18 protein-coding genes are annotated in these 23,584 nt (G+C 62.6%); 11 read left to right on the forward strand and 7 right to left on the reverse strand.

The features are described from left to right. Positions 1-34 precede the first annotated feature (34 nt). From AAFO90_RS07000 to AAFO90_RS07015, 4 genes are all read left to right on the forward strand, one after another. On the forward strand, positions 35-2,929 hold the full coding sequence (locus AAFO90_RS07000; RefSeq protein ID WP_347508914.1) for an error-prone DNA polymerase: 2,895 nt from the start codon (positions 35-37) through the stop codon (positions 2,927-2,929). Positions 2,930-3,125: 196 nt separating this feature from the next. Next, the gene (gpmI, locus tag AAFO90_RS07005; RefSeq protein WP_347508915.1) at positions 3,126-4,658 is read left to right on the forward strand and encodes a 2,3-bisphosphoglycerate-independent phosphoglycerate mutase; all 1,533 of its coding nucleotides are present in this window, start codon (positions 3,126-3,128) and stop codon (positions 4,656-4,658) included. Then, entirely contained in the window at positions 4,655-5,803 is a 1,149-nt protein-coding gene (locus tag AAFO90_RS07010) for a peptidase M23 (protein WP_274838203.1), read from the forward strand. The genes gpmI and AAFO90_RS07010 overlap by 4 nt, the downstream gene beginning before the upstream one ends. A 7-nt stretch (positions 5,804-5,810) precedes the next feature. Then, positions 5,811-7,148, forward strand: a complete 1,338-nt coding sequence (locus AAFO90_RS07015) for a S41 family peptidase (protein WP_347508916.1) — start codon at positions 5,811-5,813, stop codon at positions 7,146-7,148. Between the two features lie 133 nt (positions 7,149-7,281). Here AAFO90_RS07015 and AAFO90_RS07020 read toward each other — a convergent pair whose 3' ends face one another. Further along, positions 7,282-7,893: a glycine zipper 2TM domain-containing protein gene (locus AAFO90_RS07020; RefSeq protein WP_347508917.1), complete on the reverse strand. Its 612-nt coding sequence runs from the start codon at positions 7,891-7,893 to the stop codon at positions 7,282-7,284. 296 nt (positions 7,894-8,189) lie between these two features. Between AAFO90_RS07020 and AAFO90_RS07025 the strand changes: the two genes are divergently transcribed. Continuing rightward, positions 8,190-9,272 carry a trifunctional transcriptional activator/DNA repair protein Ada/methylated-DNA--[protein]-cysteine S-methyltransferase gene (locus AAFO90_RS07025; RefSeq protein ID WP_347508918.1) on the forward strand — a complete coding sequence of 361 codons (1,083 nt, stop codon included), beginning with the start codon at positions 8,190-8,192 and terminating at the stop codon, positions 9,270-9,272. On the opposite strand, the gene AAFO90_RS07030 is transcribed toward AAFO90_RS07025, so the two are convergent. The 3 genes from AAFO90_RS07030 to AAFO90_RS07040 form a co-directional block, all read right to left on the reverse strand. After that, complete coding sequence (locus AAFO90_RS07030) at positions 9,251-9,628, reverse strand: hypothetical protein (RefSeq protein WP_347508919.1); 378 nt, start codon at positions 9,626-9,628, stop codon at positions 9,251-9,253. The genes AAFO90_RS07025 and AAFO90_RS07030 overlap by 22 nt on opposite strands. Positions 9,629-9,639: 11 nt before the next feature. Beyond that, a complete protein-coding gene (locus tag AAFO90_RS07035; protein WP_347508920.1) occupies positions 9,640-10,401 on the reverse strand; it encodes a DUF6478 family protein in 762 nt (253 codons plus the stop codon). A gap of 76 nt (positions 10,402-10,477) precedes the next feature. After that, positions 10,478-11,371 carry a hypothetical protein gene (locus AAFO90_RS07040; protein WP_347508921.1) on the reverse strand — a complete coding sequence of 298 codons (894 nt, stop codon included), beginning with the start codon at positions 11,369-11,371 and terminating at the stop codon, positions 10,478-10,480. A gap of 182 nt (positions 11,372-11,553) precedes the next feature. On the opposite strand from AAFO90_RS07040, the gene AAFO90_RS07045 reads away from it, so the two are divergent. From AAFO90_RS07045 to AAFO90_RS07060, 4 genes are all read left to right on the forward strand, one after another. Beyond that, positions 11,554-14,700 carry an ABC transporter transmembrane domain-containing protein gene (locus AAFO90_RS07045; RefSeq protein WP_347508954.1) on the forward strand — a complete coding sequence of 1,049 codons (3,147 nt, stop codon included), beginning with the start codon at positions 11,554-11,556 and terminating at the stop codon, positions 14,698-14,700. Then, on the forward strand, positions 14,690-15,580 hold the full coding sequence (locus tag AAFO90_RS07050; RefSeq protein ID WP_347508922.1) for a type II CAAX endopeptidase family protein: 891 nt from the start codon (positions 14,690-14,692) through the stop codon (positions 15,578-15,580). The genes AAFO90_RS07045 and AAFO90_RS07050 overlap by 11 nt, the downstream gene beginning before the upstream one ends. A gap of 60 nt (positions 15,581-15,640) precedes the next feature. Next, positions 15,641-16,603: an acetyl-CoA carboxylase, carboxyltransferase subunit beta gene (accD, locus tag AAFO90_RS07055; protein WP_065271643.1), complete on the forward strand. Its 963-nt coding sequence runs from the start codon at positions 15,641-15,643 to the stop codon at positions 16,601-16,603. Between the two features lie 101 nt (positions 16,604-16,704). Next, complete coding sequence (locus AAFO90_RS07060) at positions 16,705-17,979, forward strand: folylpolyglutamate synthase/dihydrofolate synthase family protein (RefSeq protein ID WP_347508923.1); 1,275 nt, start codon at positions 16,705-16,707, stop codon at positions 17,977-17,979. 98 nt (positions 17,980-18,077) lie between these two features. Here AAFO90_RS07060 and zapE read toward each other — a convergent pair whose 3' ends face one another. Further along, positions 18,078-19,148 carry a cell division protein ZapE gene (zapE, locus tag AAFO90_RS07065; RefSeq protein ID WP_347508924.1) on the reverse strand — a complete coding sequence of 357 codons (1,071 nt, stop codon included), beginning with the start codon at positions 19,146-19,148 and terminating at the stop codon, positions 18,078-18,080. A 180-nt stretch (positions 19,149-19,328) separates the two neighbouring features. On the opposite strand from zapE, the gene AAFO90_RS07070 reads away from it, so the two are divergent. Continuing rightward, positions 19,329-20,579 carry an MFS transporter gene (locus AAFO90_RS07070; RefSeq protein WP_347508925.1) on the forward strand — a complete coding sequence of 417 codons (1,251 nt, stop codon included), beginning with the start codon at positions 19,329-19,331 and terminating at the stop codon, positions 20,577-20,579. Positions 20,580-20,843: 264 nt separating this feature from the next. Next, on the forward strand, positions 20,844-21,863 hold the full coding sequence (locus tag AAFO90_RS07075; protein ID WP_347508926.1) for a hypothetical protein: 1,020 nt from the start codon (positions 20,844-20,846) through the stop codon (positions 21,861-21,863). 169 nt (positions 21,864-22,032) lie between these two features. Here AAFO90_RS07075 and AAFO90_RS07080 read toward each other — a convergent pair whose 3' ends face one another. Both AAFO90_RS07080 and AAFO90_RS07085 read right to left on the reverse strand, forming a co-directional pair. Then, positions 22,033-22,950 (reverse strand): NAD(P)-binding domain-containing protein, encoded by a 918-nt coding sequence (locus tag AAFO90_RS07080; protein ID WP_347508927.1) that lies wholly within the window; start codon positions 22,948-22,950, stop codon positions 22,033-22,035. Next, positions 22,947-23,567 carry an HAD family phosphatase gene (locus AAFO90_RS07085; RefSeq protein WP_347508928.1) on the reverse strand — a complete coding sequence of 207 codons (621 nt, stop codon included), beginning with the start codon at positions 23,565-23,567 and terminating at the stop codon, positions 22,947-22,949. Before AAFO90_RS07085 ends, AAFO90_RS07080 begins: the two co-directional genes overlap by 4 nt. Positions 23,568-23,584: the final 17 nt, after the last annotated feature.

The following is a 23,584-nucleotide window of genomic DNA, read 5'->3' on the forward strand; positions in this document are numbered from 1 at the left end:
AAATGAGAACAAAACGTGAATATATACTGGAGGCATGTCTGTTGAATTCGCGATTCTGTCCAACTTCACCTTTCTCACCGGGGCGTCGCACCCGGAGGAGTACGTGGAGCGTGCGGTGGGGCTGGGGATTGAGGCGCTGGCGATCGCAGACGAGAATTCGGTGGCGGGGATCGTGCGCGCGCACAGCCATTGCCGCGATATTGCCCGGCGTGTGGCAGAGCGACAGGCCTGGGACCGGGACAATACGCCCATCGGGCCGCCCCGGCCTGCGGATGTGTCACCCGCGCCCTCCTTTCCGATTTATGCGGTGCCACGGCTGATCCCGGCAGCGCGGCTGGTGTTCGCCGATGCGCCGCCGCTGATCGCCTTGCCAGAGGATCGTACAGGCTGGGGGAGCCTGTGTCGGCTGATCTCGGCTGGGCGGTTGCGGGCCGAGAAAGGTGCCTGTCATCTGGAACTGGCTGATCTTCTGGAGCAGGGCGAGCGGTTGCACCTGCTGCTTTTGCCACCGGCGGGACACCTACCGGGCGGCGCGGGCGGATGGGCGCCGCATATGGAGGCGCTAACGCGCCGCTTTGCCGGGCGGATGCACCTGATGATGGCACCTGCTTATGATGGGCGGGATGGGCGTCGCTTTGCCAGGCTGGAGGAGCAGGCAAATGCGCTGAACCTATCCACGATTGCCAGCGCCGCCCCGCGCATGCACCACGGGTCGCGCCGCCGCCTTGCGGATGTGCTCAGCGCCATTCGCCTGCGCTGCCGGGTCGAGGATCTGGGCCGCGCCGCCCTTGCCAATGGCGAACAGCGCCTGCGTGCACCGCATGAGATGCAGCGGATCTTTCGCGGGCATGAGGGGGCGCTGACCCGGGCGCAGGATCTCGCAGCGCGGCTCACGTTCTCGCTGGATGAGTTGCGCTATGACTATCCGGATGAGGGGCTGGAGGGTGAAACCCCGTCCGCGCGTCTGCGCCGTCTGGCAGAAGAGGGGCTGATCTGGCGCTATCCCGCAGGCGCGCCGCCAAAGGTGCGCGACATGCTGGAGCATGAGCTGACCCTGATCGCCCGTTTGAAATACGAGCCTTATTTCCTGACTGTGCGCGACATCGTCGATTTCGCGCGCTCCCGCGGGATCCTGTGTCAGGGGCGCGGCTCGGCGGCGAATTCGGTGGTGTGTTATTGCTTGGGCGTCACCTCGGTCAGTCCGGAAACCGGCACCATGGTGTTTGAGCGCTTTGTCTCCGAGGCCCGCGATGAGCCGCCCGACATCGATGTGGACTTTGAGCATGAGCGCCGCGAGGAGGTGATCCAGTGGATCTATGACCGCTATGGCCGCCACCGGGCGGGGCTCTGCGCGACGGTGATCCATTACCGGGGCAAGCGCGCCATCCGCGAGGTGGGCCGCGCCATGGGGCTGAGCGAAGATACCATTGCTGCCATGTCCTCGCAGCTGTGGGGCAGTTTTGACCGCAGCGGCGGCGGCGATGCCCGCCTGCGCGAGATCGGACTGGATCCCGACGCGCCCCGCCTGCGCCAGACGCTGGATCTGGTGGGGCAGATCATCGGCTTTCCGCGGCACCTTAGCCAACATGTAGGCGGATTCATCATCACCGCGGGCCGACTGGACGAGTTGGTGCCGATCGAGAACGCTACCATGGAGGGGCGCACGGTCATTTGCTGGGATAAGGACGATATCGACGCGCTGGGCATTCTCAAGGTCGATGTCTTAAGCCTTGGCATGCTGACCTGCATCCGCAAGGCCTTTGACCTGATGCGGCAGCATCACCGGCTGGATTACGCGCTGGCGACGCTGCCGCCCGAGGATCCGGCGGTCTACGACATGCTGTGCCGGGCTGACAGTATCGGCGTTTTTCAGGTCGAAAGCCGGGCGCAGATGAATTTCCTGCCGCGCATGCGACCGCGCAATTTCTATGATCTGGTGATCGAGGTGGCGATCATCCGCCCCGGCCCCATTCAGGGCGATATGGTGCATCCCTATATCCGCCGCCGCAATGGCGAGGAGCCGGTGGAGTTCCCTTCCGATGCGTTGGGTGAGGTGCTGGGCAAGACCATGGGCGTGCCGCTGTTTCAGGAGCAGGCGATGCAGATCGCCATGGTGGGGGCGGGCTTCACCCCCGAGCAGGCCGACCGGCTGCGCCGTTCGCTGGCGACCTTCAACAAGCACGGAAATGTGTCGGAATTCCGCAGCCTGTTCCTGCGCGGCATGGCGCGCAATGGCTATGATGCGGAGTTTTCCGAGCGCTGCTTTTCCCAGATCGAAGGCTTTGGCGCCTATGGGTTCCCCGAAAGCCACGCCGCCAGTTTCGCGCTCTTGGTCTATGCCTCGGCCTGGACCAAATGCCACCATCCGGGGATCTTTGCCTGCGCGCTTTTGAATTCGCAGCCGATGGGGTTCTACGCGCCTGCGCAGATCGTGCGGGACGCCCGCGCCCATGGGGTGGAGGTGCGCCCCATCTGCATCAACGCCAGCTATTGGGACAATGTGATGGAGCCGGACGGGCAGGGCGGGCTGGCGTTGCGCCTTGGCTTTCGCCAGATCAAGGGGCTGAGCGATGAGGATGTCAGCTGGCTCACGGCGGCGCGCGGCAATGGCTATACCGAGGTGCAAGACGTCTGGCGTAAGGCGGGCCTGCCGCCGCCGGTGATCGAACGACTGGCCGAGGCCGATGCCTTTGCCGTGCTGGGGTTGTCGCGTCGTGAGGCGCTGTGGCAGGCCAAGGCGATTACCGCAAAGAAACCCCTGCCGCTGTTCGAGCGCGAACTGGAAGGTGAGGCCATTGATGAACCCACCGCCCATCTGCCGCAGATGACTCTGGGCGAAGAGGTGGTAGAGGATTACGTCGCCATGCGCCTGTCTTTGCGTGCCCATCCTGTTGCGCTGCTGCGGCATATCCTGACGCCAGAGGGGTAAGCGGCACCGAGCCAGGGATCGCGCCCGACCTTGGGTGGGTGCAAAGCGCCCTCCCATGGGGGAGGGTCGGGCGCGGCCCTCACGCTTACCTGCGCCCTTTGCCACATCTGGCGCTAACGGCGGTTTCCCATTTCGCGGCAAGCCTGTAGAAGGCCTCTCAACGCTGACACAGCCCGACCATGGCGGAGATGAACCGATGAGCAGACCGAAACCCGTTGTCCCCAAACCCGTCGTACTCTGTATTCTTGATGGCTGGGGCGCCGGGGAGCCGGGGGTGGCGAATGCGCCCTATCTGGCCAAGACGCCGACCTTTGATGCGATCATGGAAAACGGCCCCACCGCGCGGCTGATCACCCATGGGCCGGATGTGGGTCTGCCCTCGGGGCAGATGGGCAACTCCGAGGTCGGCCACACCAATATCGGCGCCGGCCGGGTGGTGGCGATGGATCTGGGCCAGATCGACCTTGCGATCGAGGACGGCTCTTTCTTTGACAATGCTGCCTTGCAGGAGTTTATCGCCAAGCTGAAGAAAACCGGCGGCGCCGCGCATCTGATGGGGCTGGTCTCGGACGGGGGGGTGCACGGGCATATCACCCATATCCTGGCGGCGATCAAAGCGATCCGCGACGCAGGCGTGCCGGTCTGGCTGCATGCCGTGACCGACGGCCGTGACGTGGCCCCGAAATCGGCCTTTGGTTATTTCGAGGAACTGAAGGAAAAGATGCCCGAAGGTGCCCGCGTGGCCACGGTCACGGGGCGCTATTATGCCATGGACCGCGACAACCGCTGGGAACGCGTCAAGGAAGCCTATGATGCGATGATCAAGGGCGAGGGCCGTGCGGTGCGCGATGCCCACGACGCGGTGGATCACGGCTATAACCAGTCGGAAACTGATGAATTCATCAGCGCCAGCGTGGTGTCGGGCTACACGGGCGCACAGGATGGGGATGGCTTCTTCTGTCTCAACTTCCGCGCCGACCGCGCGCGTGAGATCCTGCGCGCTATCGGCGAGCCGGGCTTTGCCGATTTCGACACCGGCCCGCGTCCGCAGTGGGCCGGGCTGCTGGGAATGGTGGAATACTCCGAAGGACATAACGCCTATATGACCACCTGCTATCCCAAGGCGCCCATCGTCAATACGCTGGGGGAATGGGTTGCGAAACAGGGACTCACTCAGTTCCGCTTGGCCGAGACCGAGAAATACCCGCATGTGACCTTCTTCCTCAATGGCGGCAAGGAAGAGCCGGAGGTGGGCGAGGACCGTTACATGCCGAAATCGCCCAAGGTCGCGACCTATGACCTTCAACCCGAAATGTCGGCGCCTGAGGTGACCGAGAAATTCGTTGAGGCGATCGAGAAGGGCTATGACCTGATCGTCACCAATTACGCCAACCCGGATATGGTCGGCCACACTGGCGATATTCCGGCGGCGATCAAGGCCTGCGAGGCGGTGGATCAGGGGCTGGCCAAGGTCGTCGCAGCGCTGGAAAAGGCGGGCGGCGCCATGCTGGTGACTGCGGACCACGGCAATTGCGAAGTGATGATTGACCCGGAAACCGGCGGCGCCCACACTGCTCATACCACCAATCTGGTGCCGCTGGCGCTGGTCGGCGGCCCCGAAGGCGCCAAGCTGCGCAACGGACGGCTGGCGGATCTGGCGCCGACGCTGCTGGAGCTGATGGGCCTGCCGAAACCGGATGAGATGACCGGAGAGAGCCTGCTTGCATGATTGACCGTGCCTTTCGCCTGATCCCGGGGCTGGCCCTGTGCCTGCTGATGGCCGCACCGCTGCGCGCCGAGACGGCAGCTGCCCGCGCCGCGCGGGAGGCCGCCGCCCAGCTGGAGGCAGCAACGCTGCGGATGGAACAGGCCGATGGCGCCCGCGACCGGGTCAAGGCGCTGAGCGAGACGATCCACGCCTATGAGGCCGGTCTGGCTGCCATGCGGGACGGGCTGCGCGGCGTGGCACGGCGGGAAACCCAGCTCACCGCGCAATTGCAGTCGCGCGAAGGCGAAATTGCCGAGCTGCTGGGGGTCATCCAGACCATTGAAACCTCCTCGCCGCCGGTGCTGATGCTGCATCCTTCGGGGCCGCTGGGCGCGGCGCGCTCGGCGATGATGCTGGCCGAGGTTGCACCGGGGCTCAACGCGCGGGCCGAGGCGCTGCGCGCGGATCTGGAAGAGGTGCAGACCCTGCGCCTGTTGCAGCAGGCGGCGGCTGGCAAGCTGGAAGAGGGGCTGAGCGGCATCCAGCAGGCGCGCACCGCGCTTTCGACCGCGATTGCCGACCGCACCGATCTGCCACGGCGGTTTACCGAGGATCCGATGCGCACGGCGGTGCTGATCTCCTCGACCGAGACACTGTCCGGCTTTGCCAGCGGGCTGTCGGAAATTGCCGACGGTGCGGTGATCGAAAGCCGCGCCGACATCAGCGATCTGCGCGGCGATCTGCCGCTGCCGGTCGAAGGGCTGGTGCTGCGCGGCTATGGCGACCGCGATGCTGCCGGGATTGCCCGCCCGGGTCTGCTGGTTGCGGCCCGTCCGCGGGCGCTGGTGACCAGCCCCACGGCGGCGACGATCCGCTATCGCGGGCCGCTGCTGGATCTGGGCAACGTGGTGATTCTGGAACCGCAGCCGGACACGCTGTTTATCCTGTCAGGGCTGGCAGAGGTCTATGGCACCGCCGGTCAGGTCATTCCCGAAGGTACCCCGGTGGGTTTGATGGGCGGTCAGACCCCGCAGGCTGGTGCGATTTTGTCACTAAGCGGTGAAGGGGGTGGAACTGACCGCACAGAAACGCTCTATATAGAAGTCAGAATGGACAACAGTCCGGTGGACCCGGAAACGTGGTTCCGCACCGGAAAAGGTGGATGAAGGTTTCATGAAAAAATTTGCGATGGCCGCATTTGGCGGCACGCTGGCAGGGATCGTTGCAACAACCTATGTCGCAGGCCCGCTGCTGGCGCAGGAAAGCACCCGCGAGACAACGGTCTATGAACAGCTGGACCTGTTCGGTGACATCTTTGAACGGATCCGCTCCCAATATGTCGAAGAGGTCGACGAGAAAGAGCTGATCGAAGCTGCCATTGGCGGCATGCTCTCCTCGCTAGATCCGCACTCAAGCTACCTGTCGCCCGACGACGCCGCCAATATGCAGGTGCAGACGCGCGGTGAATTCGGCGGTCTCGGCATCGAGGTCACCCAGGAAGAGGGCTTCGTCAAGGTTGTCTCGCCCATCGATGGCACCCCCGCCGATGAGGCCGGGATCGAAGCGGGCGATTTCATCACCCACGTGGATGGCGAAAGCGTCCTCGGTCTGTCGCTGGACGAAGCGGTGGAAATGATGCGCGGCCCGGTCGGCTCCGAGATTATCATCACAGTGGTGCGCGAAGGTGAGGCGGAACCCTTTGACGTGTCGATCATCCGCGACACCATCAAACTGACCGCCGTGCGTGCCCGCACCGAAGGCGACACTGTGGTGATGCGGATCACCACCTTCAACCGTCAGACCACGCCGAACCTGGAATCCGGTCTGAAAGAGCAGATCGAAGCCGCCGGTGGCATCGACAATGTGAACGGCATCGTTCTGGATCTGCGCAACAACCCGGGCGGCCTTCTGACCGAGGCGATCCAGGTGGCCGACAGCTTCCTTGAAACCGGAGAGATCGTGTCGACCCGTGGCCGCAACCCGGAAGATGGCGAACGCTTCAACGCGACGCCCGGCGATCTGTCGGGTGGCAAGCCGATCGTGGTACTGATCAACGGCGGCTCTGCCTCTGCGTCGGAAATCGTCGCGGGCGCGCTGCAGGATCACCGCCGCGCCATTGTGGTGGGTACCAAATCCTTCGGTAAAGGCTCGGTTCAGACCGTGATGCCGCTGCGGGGCGATGGCGCCATGCGCCTGACCACTGCACGCTATTACACGCCGTCGGGCCGGTCGATCCAGGCGTTGGGCGTCAGCCCCGACATCGTGGTCGAGCAGCCTCGCCGTCGTGTTGGCGAGGAAGAAGAGGAAAGCTCGGTTGCAAACCGCTCCCGCTCCGAAGCGGACCTGCGCGGGCGTCTCAACAACGACAGCCTGACCGAGGATGAAATCCGTCAGATCGAAGAAGACCGCGCCAAGGCCGAAAAGGCCGCCGAGCTGCGCGAACAGGATTATCAGCTGGCCTATGCCATTGACATCCTAAAAGGTCTGTCGGCGCTGGGTCCGAACGACTGATCCCAAAATCCACCTGATTGTCCAAAGGCCGCTCCATCCGGGGCGGCCTTTTTCAATGGTTTTGTTATGCAGGCGTAGGCCCCTGAGACCGGATGTATGGTATCGGGGGCTGAACCCGTCCGCTGTCAGGGCGTCACTTCAAATCGGTGAAGATCTGCGAAGCAACACCAGCCTCAAGCAGGGCTGCCCTGATCTCATCGATTGCATTGATGTCGGCTGAACTGACGATGACCACGTCATTGACTACCAGCGAATAGAGCGGCGCGTCGGGCGCAAGGTTTGCCAGATATTTCTCTGCCGCCAGCTGAGACTTCGGCCCCCATTTGCCATCGTAGGCCACGCCAATCGTGTATTGCGCGTCCATGGTCATTTCCTTGCTGACGGGTTTGCCGTCATTCAGATCCAGCAAGACCTTCTGAAGCTGCGCGTCATCGGTGATGCGGTCCGGAATGAAGACATTGGTGCAGGTCTCGACTTCTCTGTATTTGGTGACGGTGTTCTTGCTGGTTTCATTGGCGATGGCGCCGCCAACAATCGCACCGACGGCAGCGCCGGCATTCTTGTCGGTCACCACCTTGCCGATCACGCCGCCAACAATCGCCCCGCCAATGACCTTTTCGGGACTGCCGCCTTTGACGGTCTCCTGATACGGCACCATCTGGGTTTCGCATCTTGTTTCGTATGAACCGGCAAATGCCTGGGATGCCATCAGAACAGCTGTCGCTGCTGTCGCCAAAAGTTTCATGTCACTTTCCTCCTTATGCAGGCAGCATGGTCTTGCCTCTGCATCTTATGACCATCAGCCGTTCACCGTCTGGCCAGGCACAGGCCTTGCCGGGGATCCAGTCGGTATTCCCGAACTCCCTATAAAATAAGTGTGCGCTCAACTGTTATTCAATATCATGGGCAGATTCTCCGTGTGCCTAGGCCCGAGGTGCGCGATGCCGGAGAGAGGCCGGTATCCTCCGTTTCCTTGCATTTGATGAGAAGAGATGCCCGGAAACCGGCGGCAACTGGCACCGGTCTGCGTTAGGGTAGGGCATGATGTTCGACCTGCCTGATTCCGAAACGCTTTATGCGGCGCTGCTGGCGCGTGATGAAACCTATGAAGGGCGCGCCTATGTGGGCGTGACCTCGACGGGGATCTTCTGCCGCCTCAGCTGCCCGGCGCGTAAACCAAAGCGTGAGAACTGCCAGTTCCACGCCACACCCGGCGCCTGTATCGAGGCCGGGTTCCGTCCCTGCAAACGCTGCACGCCGCTGGCGGCGGCAGCCGGGGAGGATCCGATGGTGCAGCAGCTTCTGGCGGCGCTGGAGGAGCGCCCCGCCTATCGCTGGCGCGAAGGGGATGTGGCGCGCATGGAGTTTGATCCCTCTACCGTGCGGCGCAGTTTCCGGCGCCATTTCGGGATGACCTTCCTGGAAATGGCCCGCCAGCGACGCCTGCGCGAAGGCTTTACCACGCTCAAGGCTGGAGAGCCGGTGATTGCCGCCCAGATCGAAGCGGGGTTCGAGTCCCCTTCAGCCTTTCGCGCGGCCTTTGCCCGGCTGACCGGGCTGGCGCCGGGCAGCTTCCGGCAGGACGCGCTGCTGCTGGCGGATTGGATCGACACGCCGCTGGGCGCGATGATCGCGGTCAGCTGTCCGCACCGGCTGCATCTGCTGGAATTTGCCGACCGCAAGGCGCTGCCGCAGGAAATGGCCCGACTGCAATCCTCGCAGCCAGGCGGCATTGGCTTTGGACGGCCTGCGCCCACCCAGCAGGTCGCTGAAGAACTGCAGCGCTATTTCAGCGGTGACAGCGCCCGGTTCGAAACGCCCATCGCGCTGCATGGAAGCGCCTTTCAGCGCGAGGTCTGGGATTACCTGCGGGCCATTCCGGCAGGAGAGACCCGCAGCTATTCCCAGATTGCGCAGGAGCTTGGCCGCCCTTCGTCCAGCCGCGCGGTGGCGCGGGCCAATGGCAGCAACCAGCTGGCGCTGGTGGTGCCCTGTCACCGGGTGCTTTCGGCGGATGGCAACTTGACTGGCTATGGCGGCGGATTGTGGCGCAAACAGCGGCTCATTGAAATCGAAGCCGACCTTGCAAAGCGTGCACGGCCTCAGGCGGTTTCCACGCAGTGACGCCGAAAGGCGCGTTTCAGCATATCAAGCTCGGCCCGGAGCAGCTCCACTTCACAGCGCATATCCTCGGCTGCCACATCACCGCCGATCAGGGTAAAATGCGCCAGCGTCTGGTCCGCCGCCGCGTCGGTGATGACAAAGCTGTGCACCCCATCGGCGATGGCTTCGGTGGGTACGGTGATGACCAGCTCCCATTCGCCGTCGCGGCTGCCTTCGCTGAGCGCGACCTGTTCAACCGGCTGATCCAGATACAGAACCAGGATGTCCGGCGGTGTTCCCGTGACGGGGGCGTTGCTGATCCGGCCTTCCCATTTGCCATTGCGAAAGCGGATCTTGGTGACGCTCAGGTCGCTCATGTCACGGGTCCTCACAGGTTGGCGCGGCGGTGGCGCGCAAAAGTCAGGTCGCGCAAGACCACCTGGTTCATGTCCGGTGCTTCGAAAATCAGGTCCAGCCAGATATTCTCGATGCGCTTTTCGTTGAGGTTGGAATAGGCAAGATCGTACTCGACCGTCACCTTGCGGTCGCCCAGCGGCAGTTCCCGCACGATCTGTTCGGTGTTGGGGCCATGGCTGATGTTGAGCCGGGCAAAGATTTCCAGCGGTTTCTCGGTTTCGATGATACTGTCGACCCGGATCAGATGTTGCCGGGTCAGCCCGCTGCCCGCGTCCTTGGGCAAGGCGACCACCAGCGACAGGAAGGAACCATCGAAACTGAACACATCCATGCGCAGGCCAAAGGGCGCGAGGTCTTCTTCACGGGTGTTGCGCAGCTGGCGCAGGGTCAGCTCGGAATAGCTGCAATCGTGGAACATCTGCACATCCTCGCCCAGCTTGGCCTTGGACGGGACCGAAGACAGACCAGCGACCGGCAGCGGCCCGCGCCAGGGTTCGGGGCGCCAGGACCAATCGGTGCCATGCGGGCGCGCAAAGGAGGAGGAGCCGATCTGCGGCAGGGCGAGACGTCCGTCCGCAACATGGATCAGCTGGTCCAGCTCGGTCTTGAGTTGTCGCGCCTCTGTGCGTTGGCGGCGCAATTCGGTCAGGGAAATGCTGCCAGCTCCTGCAACGATCCGGCGCCAACGGCGCAAGGCGCGGCGGTGCAGCAGTTTGTCCAGGATCCTGCTCATGACTTTGGTTGCCCTGCCTTTATCGTTGCCGTGGTGGTGTTGCGGTTGGTGCCTGCGCCAATCTAGCCCTGCAACATCAGTCAAATAAACCGGCAATCCGCTTTCTTAGGGAGAGTTTTCCGCCACTGTCACCTTCGGGTGCGCCTGCATGACTGGCCCGGGCATCAGGGCGGGCGAGGGGACGCAATGCGCCTGAGGCGGTGCGGCGGGGGCTGCGATCTGCAGGGGTGCGTTGTGCGACTTCCTCGGGGGCGGGTTCTGGTCGGGATGCTTCCCGTGTCAGCTCCGCCATCTGCTCCAGCAGCGCGGCGCCGCGCTCGGTCAGCAGGGGGCTTTTTGCCGGGGCATAAAGCGCCAGCACGATCACGTGACCCTCCAGCACCATGGCGCCGCGCCAATGTTCGGGGCTGGCTCCGGCGGCGCTGTGTCCCGGCATATCCAATTTAACCAGGGGCAACGGGCCATTCTCGCGGCGGGCGACGATATGGGCGCCGGGCGTGCTGTCGGCCAGATCGGAAACTGACGGTGCCCTGCCTTTGGCCGGAAGTTCTCCAATAGTGGCGGTGATAACGCCCGCGTTGCGACTGCCAAAGAAACCGGGCCCGCCCAGCAGGTCACAGCGCGGCAGCAGGGCAAACCCGTCTGCCGCATCGCGCCGCAGCATCTTGGGGTCAAAGCAATAACCTCGTGGCGCCGCAAGCACCACCTCGGCGCCCTGCATGCGGACCTCTGTCAGCCTGGAAGGCGTACCTGTGCCACCGGGCGCCGCAAAAGAAAATCCGCCGCCGGGCACCTGGCCGCAGGCGCTGAGCAGGGCGCAGAGACCAAGCGCAACAATGCCCAGACGGGGTTGCGGGCGCTGCTGCGCGCAGGGCATACTGTCCCGCCGCGCAGAGCACATTGTCCTGATCGTGCCTGTGACAGCCGTCATGATTGCTTTGTCGCGCAGATCCCCTGCTCCCCCCGGCATCAGATTATCGTTATCCTGCGTTTACAAAAGGGATAAAGGCCTGAAACACTTACGACAAGAGTGAACACCCGCCCGAGGGGTACCTTGCCAAGGCGCAGCCAGATGCATAGTTACGCAGGATTCTTTCAGACCGGCACAGGCCCGGCCGTGGCACAGGTATCACGATGAAACGTCCGACGCCCATGAGGGCGGGCAGCGGGCCGCTTAAGCGCCCGCAGGATCTGCCCGCGACTCTCTTTTCTTTTATTTGGGCGTATTCGCGCCGCCAGCAGCTGGTCTTGCTGGCGCTGACGGTCTTGACCTTTCCGTTTCTCTACGCCTCGCTGGAGCTGCCCAAGCGGATCATCAACGACGCCATCGGGGCCGAAACGCCTGTCATCATGGTCTGGGGTCAAGATATCGCTCAGGTGGAATACCTGCTGATCCTGTGCTTTGGCTTCCTTGCAGCGGTGGTGATCGGCGGCATGATGAAGATGCGGCTCAACACGCTGAAGGGGATCGTAGCCGAACGCCTGCTGCGGCGGCTGCGCTACACGCTGATCAACCGGATGCTGCGGTTCCCGAAACCCTATTTCCGCACCACCAGCCAGGGTGAGCTGGTGTCGATGATCACTTCCGAAAGCGAACCCATGGGCGGGTTGATGGGGGATGCGGTGGCGCAGCCGGTGTTCCAGCTGGGGCAGATGCTGACCATCGTGGCCTTCCTGTTTATGCAAAGTGTTTGGTTCGGGCTGGTCTCGATCGCGCTGATCCCGCTGCAGGCCTGGCTGATCCCGATGTTGCAGCGGCAGATCAACCTGTTGAACAAGGACCGCATCCAGGAGGTGCGGATGCTGGCCTCGGAAATCGGAGAAACCGCCGCCGGGATGAGCGATCTGCGCGCCAATGGCGGCTGGCGTTACCGGATGGCGCAAGTGTCGGACCGGCTGGGGCGTCTGTTCGAGATCCGCCGCCGGATCTACACCAAAAAATACTTCATGAAGTTCCTCAACAACCTGATCGGCCATATGACACCCTTCGTGTTTTATTCGGCCGGCGGGGTGCTGGCGATCCGGGGCGATATCACGGTGGGCGCGCTGGTGGCGGCGCTGGCCGCTTACAAGGATCTGTCGGCCCCGTGGAAGGAACTGCTGACCTATTACAATCAGGTGCAGGACATGAGTCTGCGCTGGAAAATCATGCTGGAGCGGTTCGCGCCGCGCGGCATGATCGATGCCGAGCTGATCGAAGGCGAGCCGAGCGAGATCCCGCATCTGCGCGGCGATATCGAGTTGCGCAATGTCTCGGTGCGCGATGCCGACGGGACGGTGGTCCTGCAGGATATTTCGCTGACCATTCCGGCGGGCGCCCGCGTTGCGGTCAAAAGCACCAGTGACGCAGAGCGTGCGGCGTTCGGCCAGTTGCTGGTCCGTGAAACCTTGCCGTCGCAGGGCAGCATTCAGGTCTCGGGGCACCGGCTCGACAGCCTGCATCAGGGGGTGATCGCGGCCCGGATCGGCTATGCCTATTCGCATCCCTATCTGTTTTCCGGATCACTTGGCGACAACGTGCTGATGCCGCTGCGCAGCCGCCCGGGCAAGATCAGCCGGGATCAGGCCACCCTTCGCAAACAGGTCGAATCCAAGCGCGCAGGCAACAGTGGCGATCTTCTGGAGGCGGATTGGGTCAATCCCGAATTGGCAGGGCTGGGATCCGAAGGCGATGTGCGCGATTGGTGGTTCCAACTGATCGAGGCAATGGGCATCGACGAGCAGTTGTTCCAGCGCACCCTGCACGCGCGGTTCCAGGATGGCACCCACCCGGCGCTGGTGCAGCATATCATCCGCCTGCGCCCGCTGATCCGTGAACGGCTGGAGGCCGAAGGTCTGGATGATGCCGTCCACCATTTCGATCCCGAGCGTTTCAACCCTGCCATGCCACTGGCGGGCAACCTTTTGTTTGCGGCGCCGTCGCGCGACATCCCGGTCGAAGAATTGCTGGCACCGGACGGGCTGTTGCTGCGACTGGTACGCGAGCAAGGGCTGACCGGGGAAACCATGGGGATCGGTCTTGGCGTGGTGGAAACCCTGATCAAGACCTTTGGGCGCGAAGATATCGATCACCCGCTGTTCCAGCGGCTTGGCCTTGAAGAAGATCTCTATCGCCGGATTTGCAGCGCTGCCGAACGCTATGCCGCGCAGGGGGCTGATGATCTGCCCGAGGCAGAGCAGGCGCTGCTGATGACGGTGCCGTTCCTTTTGACTGAAGAGCAGATCGGCAGCGGGCTACCGGCCGGGTTCAAGGAACGTATCCTTAAAATCCGCCAGAGTCATGCGGCCCAGTTGATCGCCCAGACCGGCGGCTTGTTCCGACCTCTGGATCCGAAATCCTACTTTCCGCGGCTGACGGTTCTTGAAAATGTTCTCTTCGGCAAGATCTCGCTGCGGGCTGGGGCGCGGGCAGCGCAGGTTGAATCGCTGGTGGCCGAGGTGCTGGATACCCACGGGCTGCGCAAACGGCTGGCGTTGATCCTTTACGATCTGCCGACCGGACTGGGCGGATCGCTGCTGGAGCCGGTGTTTCAGGAACGGGCCGCCTTTACCCGCGCCGCGATCAAACGGCCGGACATTCTGATCCTGGACAAGGTATTGGCCAGCCACACGGCGGAAAACCGGCTGCGTACACGCGAAAAGCTGCGCGATCTGATGCCGCAGACCACGATGGTCTTCATGGAAGACACCATTCAGCACCCGGAGCGCTACGATCTTTATGTCGAAATCCGCGATGGCCGGATCGACGGGGTCGAGCGGCGCCCACTGGGCAGCCCGGAAGGCGCCGCCGCGGCGGATTTCTCTGCCAAGTTCGATATCATCGCCGCAACCGAGCTGTTCTCGCAGTTGGATGCGCGCAACCAGCGTCTTCTGGCATTTTCGGCTGGCTGGCACGAGGTTCCGGCCGGACAGATGGTTTTTTCCCACGGCGACAGCGGTGATGCAGTGTACCTGTGCCTGTCGGGCCGGGCCGATCTGACCTTCCCCGATGCGCCCGCCGGGGCGCCGCCGGTGACGGTGATCGAACCGGGGCGGCTGATCGGGGACCTGGCGGTGATTCTGAATCAGCCGCGGACCATGAACCTGCGCGCCACCGAGGATTGCCGTTTCCTGCGCATCGGTGCTGCGGAATACCGCGCGGTGATCGAAAGCGATATCAACGTCGCTCTGCGCTTGTTAGAGACGGTGGCGGGTAATCTGGCCACTGCCCGGGACAAAATGGTGTCCATTGCTCACCAAACGGGCGGTACGATTAGTGAAGACAGACCTCTGAAGGATGCGGATCCGAATGCTGAATAGACAGAATTATTCTGCCCATGAGGCGCTGGTGCGCAGCGCCCGCAGGAAACCGCAGCTGTGGCGGCTGGGGCTTGGGCTGGTTCTGATCTACCTCATCAGCTTTGCCCTCTCCTCGATAGTGCTGCCGCTGCTGGCGGCGCTGTTCCCCGGCGTCTGGCTGCAGGGGCTGCGCGATGGCAGCACGCCGGGGGCGATGCTGGTGCTTCTGGGCGGGTTCCTGTTCATCACCGTGGGCGTGGCGCTGTGCGCGCGGCTGTTGCAGGATCGGTCCTTCCTGTCGGTCGTCGGTCATCCGAGACCGCTGGTCTGGCAGTTCATCCGGGTTAGCCTGTACCTTCTGGCGCTGGGCATCGCCCTGTCGCTGCTGCCGCCCTATGACATGGGGGAACCGCTGCAGCCCAATCTGGAACCGGGGTTGTGGCTGTCGCTGTTGCCGGTGTCGCTGCTGGTGGTGCTGATCCAGACCAGTGCCGAGGAAATCGTCTTTCGTGGCTATATCCAGCAGGGGCTTGCGGCGCGCTTCAAAAGCCCGGCGGTCTGGATCCTTGGCCCGTCGGCCCTGTTCGCGCTGGGCCATTACCTGCCGGCCGAGGCCGGAGAGAATGCGCTGTTGATCACCCTCTGGGCCGGGGTGTTCGGCTGCATGATGGCGGATCTGACCGCGCGGGCGGGCACATTGGGACCTGCCATCGCGGTGCATTTCTTCAACAACGTCACCGCGCTTCTGGTCTTTGCCTCTCCCACCAGTCTTTACGGACTGTCGCTCTACTTGATGCCCTATGAAATGTCCGATGGCGCTGCGCTGCGCCCCTGGCTGGCGGTCGACTTTGCCATGATGCTGGTGACATGGCTCACGGCGCGGCTTGCGATACGCCGCTGATTGCATTTGTGCGCAATGAGTCTTATCTGAGGGGCCAAACAGCCCCTACAGAGGCACGATATGAACTGGATCACCAACTACGTCCGGCCGCGGATCAACTCGATCTTCTCGCGCCGCGAAGTCCCAGAGAACCTGTGGACCAAGTGCGATGAGTGCGGCACCATGCTGTTTCACCGCGAGTTGAAGGACAATCTGAACGTCTGCACCAACTGCGGCCATCACATGCACATCACCCCGCGGGACCGGTTCACGGCCCTGTTCGACGGCGGTGTGTTCAGCGAGGTCGAGGTGCCCGAGCCGCTGGCGGACCCGCTAAAGTTCCGCGACCAGAAGAAATACCCAGACCGCATGAAGGCGGCGCAGAAGAAAACCGGCGAAAAAGAGGCCATGCTGGTCGCTGCTGGTGAAATGGGCCGTACGCCCATCGTGGCGGTGGCGCAGGACTTTTCCTTCATGGGCGGCTCCATGGGCATGTATGTGGGCAATGCGATCATTGCCGCCGCCGAAGAAGCGGTAAAGCTGCACCGGCCGCTGATCCTGTTCTCTGCCGCAGGCGGTGCCCGCATGCAGGAAGGCATCCTGTCGCTGATGCAGATGCCGCGCACCACCGTGGCGGTGCAGATGCTGAAAGAGGCAGGCCTGCCCTATATCGTGGTTCTGACCCATCCCACCACCGGCGGTGTGACGGCCTCCTATGCGATGCTGGGTGATGTGCAGATCTCCGAACCCAACGCGCTGATTTGTTTTGCAGGCCCCCGGGTGATCGAGCAGACCATCCGCGAAAAACTGCCCGAAGGGTTCCAGCGCGCGGAATACCTGCTGGATCACGGCATGCTGGACCGGGTGACCCCGCGCACCGAGCTGCGTGAGGAACTGATCACCATCGTCCGCATGCTGATGAGCATGCCACCGCAGGTGCACGGCGATCTGCCTGCGCCGGAACCGGTTGCCGAAGAGTTGCCTGCGCCAGAGGTCGAAAACGACGCGGGATCTGCCGCAGCCGCAGAGGCCGATAGCAAATAGCCCTGTCATAGAAAGAAGCGCCCGCGCTGGGCGCTTTGCCGCGCCCGTCTGCCTGATCCGGCGGGCGGGCTTTTTCATCAGATCCGGTTCGGGAGCCACCCATGACCAAAGCGAGTTCCGACGCCATCCTCGATCGCATGATGGCGCTGCACCCCAAGATCATCGACCTGACGCTGGACCGGGTCTGGCGGCTGCTGGCGGCGCTGGATAACCCGCAGGACAGGCTGCCGCCGGTGATCCATATCGCAGGCACCAATGGTAAGGGATCGACCCAGGCGATGATCCGTGCAGGCCTCGAGGGGGCCGGAAAATCGGTGCATGCCTATACCTCGCCGCATCTGGCGCGGTTTCACGAACGGATCCGTCTGGCCGGAGAACTGATCTCGGAGGCGCATCTGACTGAGGTGCTCGACGAGTGCTATGCCAAGAATGGCGGTGAGAATATCACCTATTTCGAGATCACCACCTGCGCAGCCCTTTTGGCATTTGCCCGCACGCCTGCGGATTACACGCTGCTCGAAGTCGGACTTGGCGGGCGGCTGGATGCCACCAACGTGATTGAAAAACCCGCCCTGTCGGTGATCACGCCTGTGTCGATCGATCACGAACAGTTCCTTGGCAATACCCTGGCCAAGATCGCGGGCGAAAAGGCAGGCATCATCAAGCGCGGCGTACCGGTGGTCGTCGGCCCACAAGAGGATGAGGCGATGGAGGTGATCGAGGATGTCGCCGCTCGCCTTGGCGCGCCGCTGATCGCCCACGGTCAGCACTGGCACGTCTACGAGGAACGCGGGCGGCTAATTTTTCAGGACGAAGCCGGGCTACTGGACCTGCCGATGCCCGCACTGATCGGTGCGCATCAGGTGCAGAATGCGGGGATGGCTCTGGCCGTCCTGCGCCATCTGGGCGCGGATGAGGTGGCTTGTGAGGCGGCGATGGCGCGGGCTGAATGGCCTGCCCGGATGCAGCGGCTGAAGACCGGTCCTCTGGTGGAGGCTGCCGCGGGCGCCGAACTCTGGCTGGACGGCGGGCATAACGCTGCGGCGGGTCATGCGCTGGCGGATGTGCTGGTGGGGCTGCCGAAACGGCCAACGCATCTGATCTGCGGCATGCTGAACACCAAGGATGTGACCGGCTACATGGCACCGCTCGCGCCCCATGTGGAGAGCCTAACGGCCATCTCCATCCCCGGCGAGGCGGCGACGCTGAGCGCTGAGGAAACCGAGGCAGCAGCGCAATCCGTCGGCATTACCGCGGCTCGGGCCGAAGATGCCCTGTCGGGGCTGCAGGCAATCATCGCCAAAGATCCCTCTGCGCGGGTTCTGATCTGCGGATCGCTCTATCTGGCGGGCCATATCCTGCGCGAAAACGGCTGAGGTATTTGGCAAAGGCGGGCAGGGGCGCTCCCGCCCGTCTTCGATCTTGCGATCTCATCCCGTTGGGCGTGGCGCCGCTTGCGCGGCGCGGGGCAGGCTCAGCCGTCCTGTCCCCAATCCTTGTCTTGCATTTCCCGCAGGCGCGAGGCGGTGCGCTCGAACTCGAAGGCACCGTCGCCTTCGACGTATAGATATTCCGGCTCGGCCGCGGCGGTGCAGATCAGCCGCACCTGCGCCTCGTAGAGCGCATCGATGAGGGTGACGAAACGCTTTGCCTCGTTGAAGTTGCTGCGCGACAGGCGCGGGATATCCTCGAGCACCAGCACCTTCACCTCTTCGGCGATGGCCAGATAATCGCCCGGCCCCAGCATCTTGCCGCAAAGGTCATAAAAACTTGCCCGTGCCACGCCATTCCTGAAACCGGGCAGCACCACCTCTCGGCCTTTCACCTCAAGCGTCAGGGGTTGGGCATCACCGCCCGACAGATCCTCCCAGATGGCGCGGAGCTGGGCGCGGGAGTCGGCATTCACAGGCGAGAAATAGACCGGTGAGCCCTTGAGCCGGTCCTGCCGGTAATCCACTGGGCTGACCATTTCCCAGACCTGCATCTTTTCCTTGATCAGATCGATGAAGGGCAGGAAGAGCTGGCGGTTGAGGCCGTTTTTGTAAAGATCATCCGGCACCCGGTTCGAGGTGGTGACCACGGTGACGCCTGCCTCAAACAGGGATTCAAACAGCCGCCCCACGATCATCGCATCGGTGATATCGGTGATCTGCATCTCGTCAAAGGCCAGCAGGCGCACCGACTCGGCGACCTCCTTTGCCACCGGCGCCAAGGCATCCTGAACGCCGTTCTGACGCGCCTCGTGCATCTTGGCGTGGATTTCCTGCATGAAGGCGTGAAAATGCACCCGCCGCGCGGGGATATCGCCGAGGCTATCGACAAAAAGATCCATCAGCATGGATTTGCCGCGCCCGACACCGCCCCAAAGGTAGAGGCCCTTGACCTCTTCCCGAGTGGCCTTGCGGAAAAGGCCCCGTTTCACCGGCGGGGCCATCAGCCCTTCGGCAATGCGGTCGAATTCCGGCAGAACAGCTTGCTGCGCCGGATCCGGGCGGATCTGGCCTGCCTCGCTGCGGGACTGATAAAGCGCGCTTACCTGGGTCATGGCGCCAGCCATAGCGCGCAGGCGGGCGGTTGAAAAGGCATGCCGACCGATCAACAGCGGTGGTCCTGTCGGGAGTGAAGTCGTATCACATCAATTTTCCTTATGTGTCTGCGCAGATTTCTTGAATTGACCCCGGGCGCGCAATGCCTACCGTCGCAGCTCTGACTTGGAGGACCCGGCATGAGCAGCGCAGCGGCACAGAAAACACCCTTGTTTACCCCCGTTTTGATCGTGGGCTGCGTGATTATCATGGTCAGCTTTGCGGTGCGCGCCTCGTTCGGGGTGTTCCAGATCCCCATCGCCGAGGAGTTCGGCTGGCTGCGCTCGGAATTCTCGCTGGCGATTGCGATCCAGAACCTCGCCTGGGGGATCGGGCAGCCAATCTTTGGCGCGGTGGCCGAGAAGATCGGCGACAGAAAGGCAATCATCCTTGGCGCGCTGACCTATGCGGCGGGGCTGGTGCTGAGTGCAGGGGCGGTGACGCCGTTTCAAATGCAGGCCTATGAATGGCTGGTGGGCTTTGGCATCGCGGGCACTGGCTTTGGCGTGGTTCTGGCTGTCGTGGGGCGGGCCAGCTCGGATGAAAACCGCTCAATGTCGCTGGCGATTGTCACGGCGGCAGGCTCTGCGGGCCAGATCTTTGGCGCGCCCTGGGCGGAATGGATGCTGTCCTTCATGACGTGGCAGACCGTGTTCCTGATCTTTGCAGCCGTGGTGCTGGCGCTGATCCTGACGCTGCCGCTGATGCGGGCGCCGCAGATGGCCAGCAAGTCGGAGCTCGAAGAGAGCATGGGCACCATCCTGATCAAGGCCTTCAAGGATCCGTCCTATACGCTGATCTTCCTCGGTTTTTTCAGTTGTGGCTATCAGCTGGCCTTTGTCACCGCGCATTTCCCGGCCTTCGTGACCGAGATGTGCGGGCCGATCATGCCGGGCGGGGCGCTCTATAGCCTCGGGATCACTTCGACCTCGGCGCTCGGGGCGGTTGCGATCTCGATGATCGGGGCGGCCAATGTGGGGGGCACCCTGCTGGCGGGATATCTGGGCAACCGCTACTCCAAGAAGTACCTGCTGGCGGCGATCTACACCGGGCGGACCATCGCGGCGGCGGCCTTTATCATGGTGCCAATCACGCCGACGTCGGTGATTGTCTTTTCCATCGTCATGGGGTCCCTGTGGCTGGCGACGGTGCCGCTGACCTCTGGCCTTGTCGCGCATATCTACGGCCTGCGCTATATGGGCACGCTTTACGGGATCGTGTTCTTCAGCCACCAGCTGGGCAGTTTCATGGGCGTCTGGCTGGGCGGGCGGATGTATGATGCCTATGGCGATTACACCTTCGTGTGGTGGATCGGTGTCGCCGTCGGTGCCTTCAGCGCCATCGTGCACCTGCCGGTACGGGAGCGGCCGCTGGGAAGTGTGGCGGCGTGAGACCAATCCAGCCGGTGCCGAATGCCGCAGCAGTGTCGGCTTCGCGGTGTAGCGTCCAAGAATGCCTCTTAGCTCCGCGATGATTTTTGAACCTGAGCGCTAGCCCTGAGCATCACGTGGTGTGACGGAAGCAGCCGCGCTGGCATGTCTCTTGTGACAGCTTTAACGATTGCGGCCTGCATCGTTTACCCGTTTTTATGAGTATCACTGTGATACAGTGGATGGGTCAATTCGAGGCCTGGCCGCCGTATTGTGAGGTAAACCATGCAAATCAATCATACTTTCAGCACTTACACGACTTCGCTATTTCAAGAGCCCAAGGCGGCTGATCCGGCGGGACAACCTGCTGCATCGCCCGGCCCGGCCAGTGTTTTTAGCCGTGGTGTCAATACAGACATGAACGGTTTCTATTCCGATCCAAGGGTTACGTCGGTCGGCCCGGCCACGCTGTCGCAGAAGACGCAAGATATCTTGGACACGATCCGATCCCTGGCCACGAATGAGTTGAAGACTATTGGCGCGGTTTTTCGCGGGCTGGCAAATCAGGATCTTGAACTTGAACCAGGACAGGGCCTGCCGGAGGACACGATACTGCCCGATCTGGAGCCTGAGCAATCTCAGAAGCTGTCCGATGAGACAAAAGCGGCCGGTCTTTTGCAGATGAAATTCAACCTGCAGTTATCCCTTGCGCCGCAGGGCGCAGAGATGCTCAGCAATGCCCGGTCGATTGTAATTGGTGAGCAGTACGTAGGCATGACCGAAGAAGAGCTCATTGATCATCAGATCAACGCGATGGTCGATATGCAAATGAATGCAATCAAAACCACGTTTGAGATGGCGCGCAGTGATGAGTTCGGGAAGTTCACGGGGGTTATCGCGGAGCGGACGGAGCTTGGCGAGCCGCTGCAGGAGGATAATTTGGAGGCAATACGCGCCGATTTGCTGGCCAAACGGCGGGACGAATTCCAGCGTGGCGAGTTGAGACTCCAGGTTGACGTCTTCTCCAGCGTACATGCCGCCAACTATGACAAAGGCTATGCGACACTGGATACTGCTGAAGAAGGGCTGGTCGTGCAGCCGGAAAACGTTGCCTTTGATGCTGACTGGACCATGTCAGAGGCAAGGCAAAGCCAATTCACTCGGATGTTTGATGGCATCACGGTGGTCGATGGTGAACCCGTCCTTGATCCAAGCAAGGAGAACCGTTTCACCCTTAGTGTCCTGAGCTTCCTTGAAAAGTCTGGTGAGATTGGGTTGGAGTACCTGCGAGACGCGCGTGCGTGATTTCCCGCGCCTTGGCCTCCAACCCTGATGTTGTTCGATCTTGACGCTCAAAGATGACTTGCATCAACAGGACGTCAGAAAACTGCGGCTCCTCTGGCCAGATCAAGAATTGATCAGGCTTGCTCCGTGTCCCTTCAAGATCTCATAGGCTTTGATTATTGGCCGTATTTCATCCCTTGGCGCGCCATTTGTCCAGAATGTGACGGCTCGTCATCAGGTCCATATGGGCGCCGCCGCCGTTCTTGAACAGGGTGATCGCCTCGGGGTCGTAGGCCGGGAAGTTGTCGAGGGAATAGAAATCCGCAAGCACATCGCCGCGCTGGATGACGCCCTCGGCCAACGGGATCTTGAATTCGCCGATGTGATCCAGCGTGGTGTCGAAACTGTCGCAATAGATGCGCGCGCGGCAGAGCGCCTCGTCATCGGTTTCGCGCATGTCGGGGCGGTAGGCGCCGATGAGGTTCAGATGCTGGCCGGGTTTCAGCCATGCGCCCTGAACCACCGGGGTCGATGACATGGTGGAGGTGACGATGATATCGGCCGAGCGCACGGCGGCTTCGAGATCGGCGGCCACCTCGATCTGCGGATAGCTGGCCTTCATGTCTTCGGCCTTGGACTGGGTGCGGTTCCAAACCCGGATCTGGGCGCGGGGGTAGGCGGCACCGAAGGCCTCGACCAGCGATCCGGCCACGGTGCCCGCGCCGACAATCAGGATGTCGCGGCTATCCGGGTTGGCCAGCCGCATGGCGCCCAGCAGGCTGTCGCCCGCGGTCTTCCACTTGGTCACCAGGTGGAAATCCACCAGCGCGTCCAGGGTACCGTCCTGATCGGAGTAAAGACAGACGGCGCCATTCACCATCGGCTTGCCCGCCTTGGGGTTGCCGGGAAAGATCGTCGCCGTTTTCACGGCCAGCCCCATGCCATCGATCCAGGCCGAGCGGCTGAGCAGCGTGTCGGGGTCGCGGTAGAGGAAGGTATCGCCGATTTCCGCCTTGGGCATGTCGTGCCCCTTGGCCAGCGCCTCGGCAAACGCGACCCAGTCCAGCAGGGCCTCGCCTTCTTTGAAGCCGATGGATGGAATGCTCATTGTGCCTCCTCTGGGGTCAAAAGCCCCTCTGCCACCAGGCGCGCGGCCCAGGTGTCGGGTGTGGTGAATAGATGGGTATGCCAGCCGCGCTGCGCGGCGGCGTCAATGTTTTCGGGGCGGTCATCGGTGCACAGCAGGCGCTCCGGCGCAATGCCTGTGTCGCGTTCCAGATGCGCATAGATCTCGGGCTCGGGCTTGATGGTGCGCAGATCGCCCGACACGAAGGCCCGATCGAATTCATCGAAAAACGGATAGACCCTGCGCGCCACCGCAAAGGTGCCGACGCCGAAATTGGTTAGGGCAAACACCGGCGTACCGCGCGCCTGCAGCGCCCGCATCAGTCGCACCGAATGCGGGATCTCGGGAGAGGCCATTTCGATCCAGCTGTCGTGCCAGTGGCGGATTTCCTCGGACCACTCCGGGTGACGCTCGGCCAGCCCGTAGACCGAGGCGCGGAAATCATCGCCGCGGTCCACGCCCAGGTTCATCCCGTGCAGATCGACCTCGGCAAACAGCCTCTTGCGGCGCTCGGGGCCAAGGCGGGCGTCAAAGAAAGCCTCGGGGTTCCATTCGATCAGCACGCGGCCAATGTCGAAAACGACGGCGTCAATGGGCATCTGCTGCTTCCTGTTCC

This window comes from Phaeobacter sp. CAU 1743, assembly GCF_039839315.1.
Lineage (GTDB): Bacteria > Pseudomonadota > Alphaproteobacteria > Rhodobacterales > Rhodobacteraceae > Phycobacter > Phycobacter gallaeciensis_A.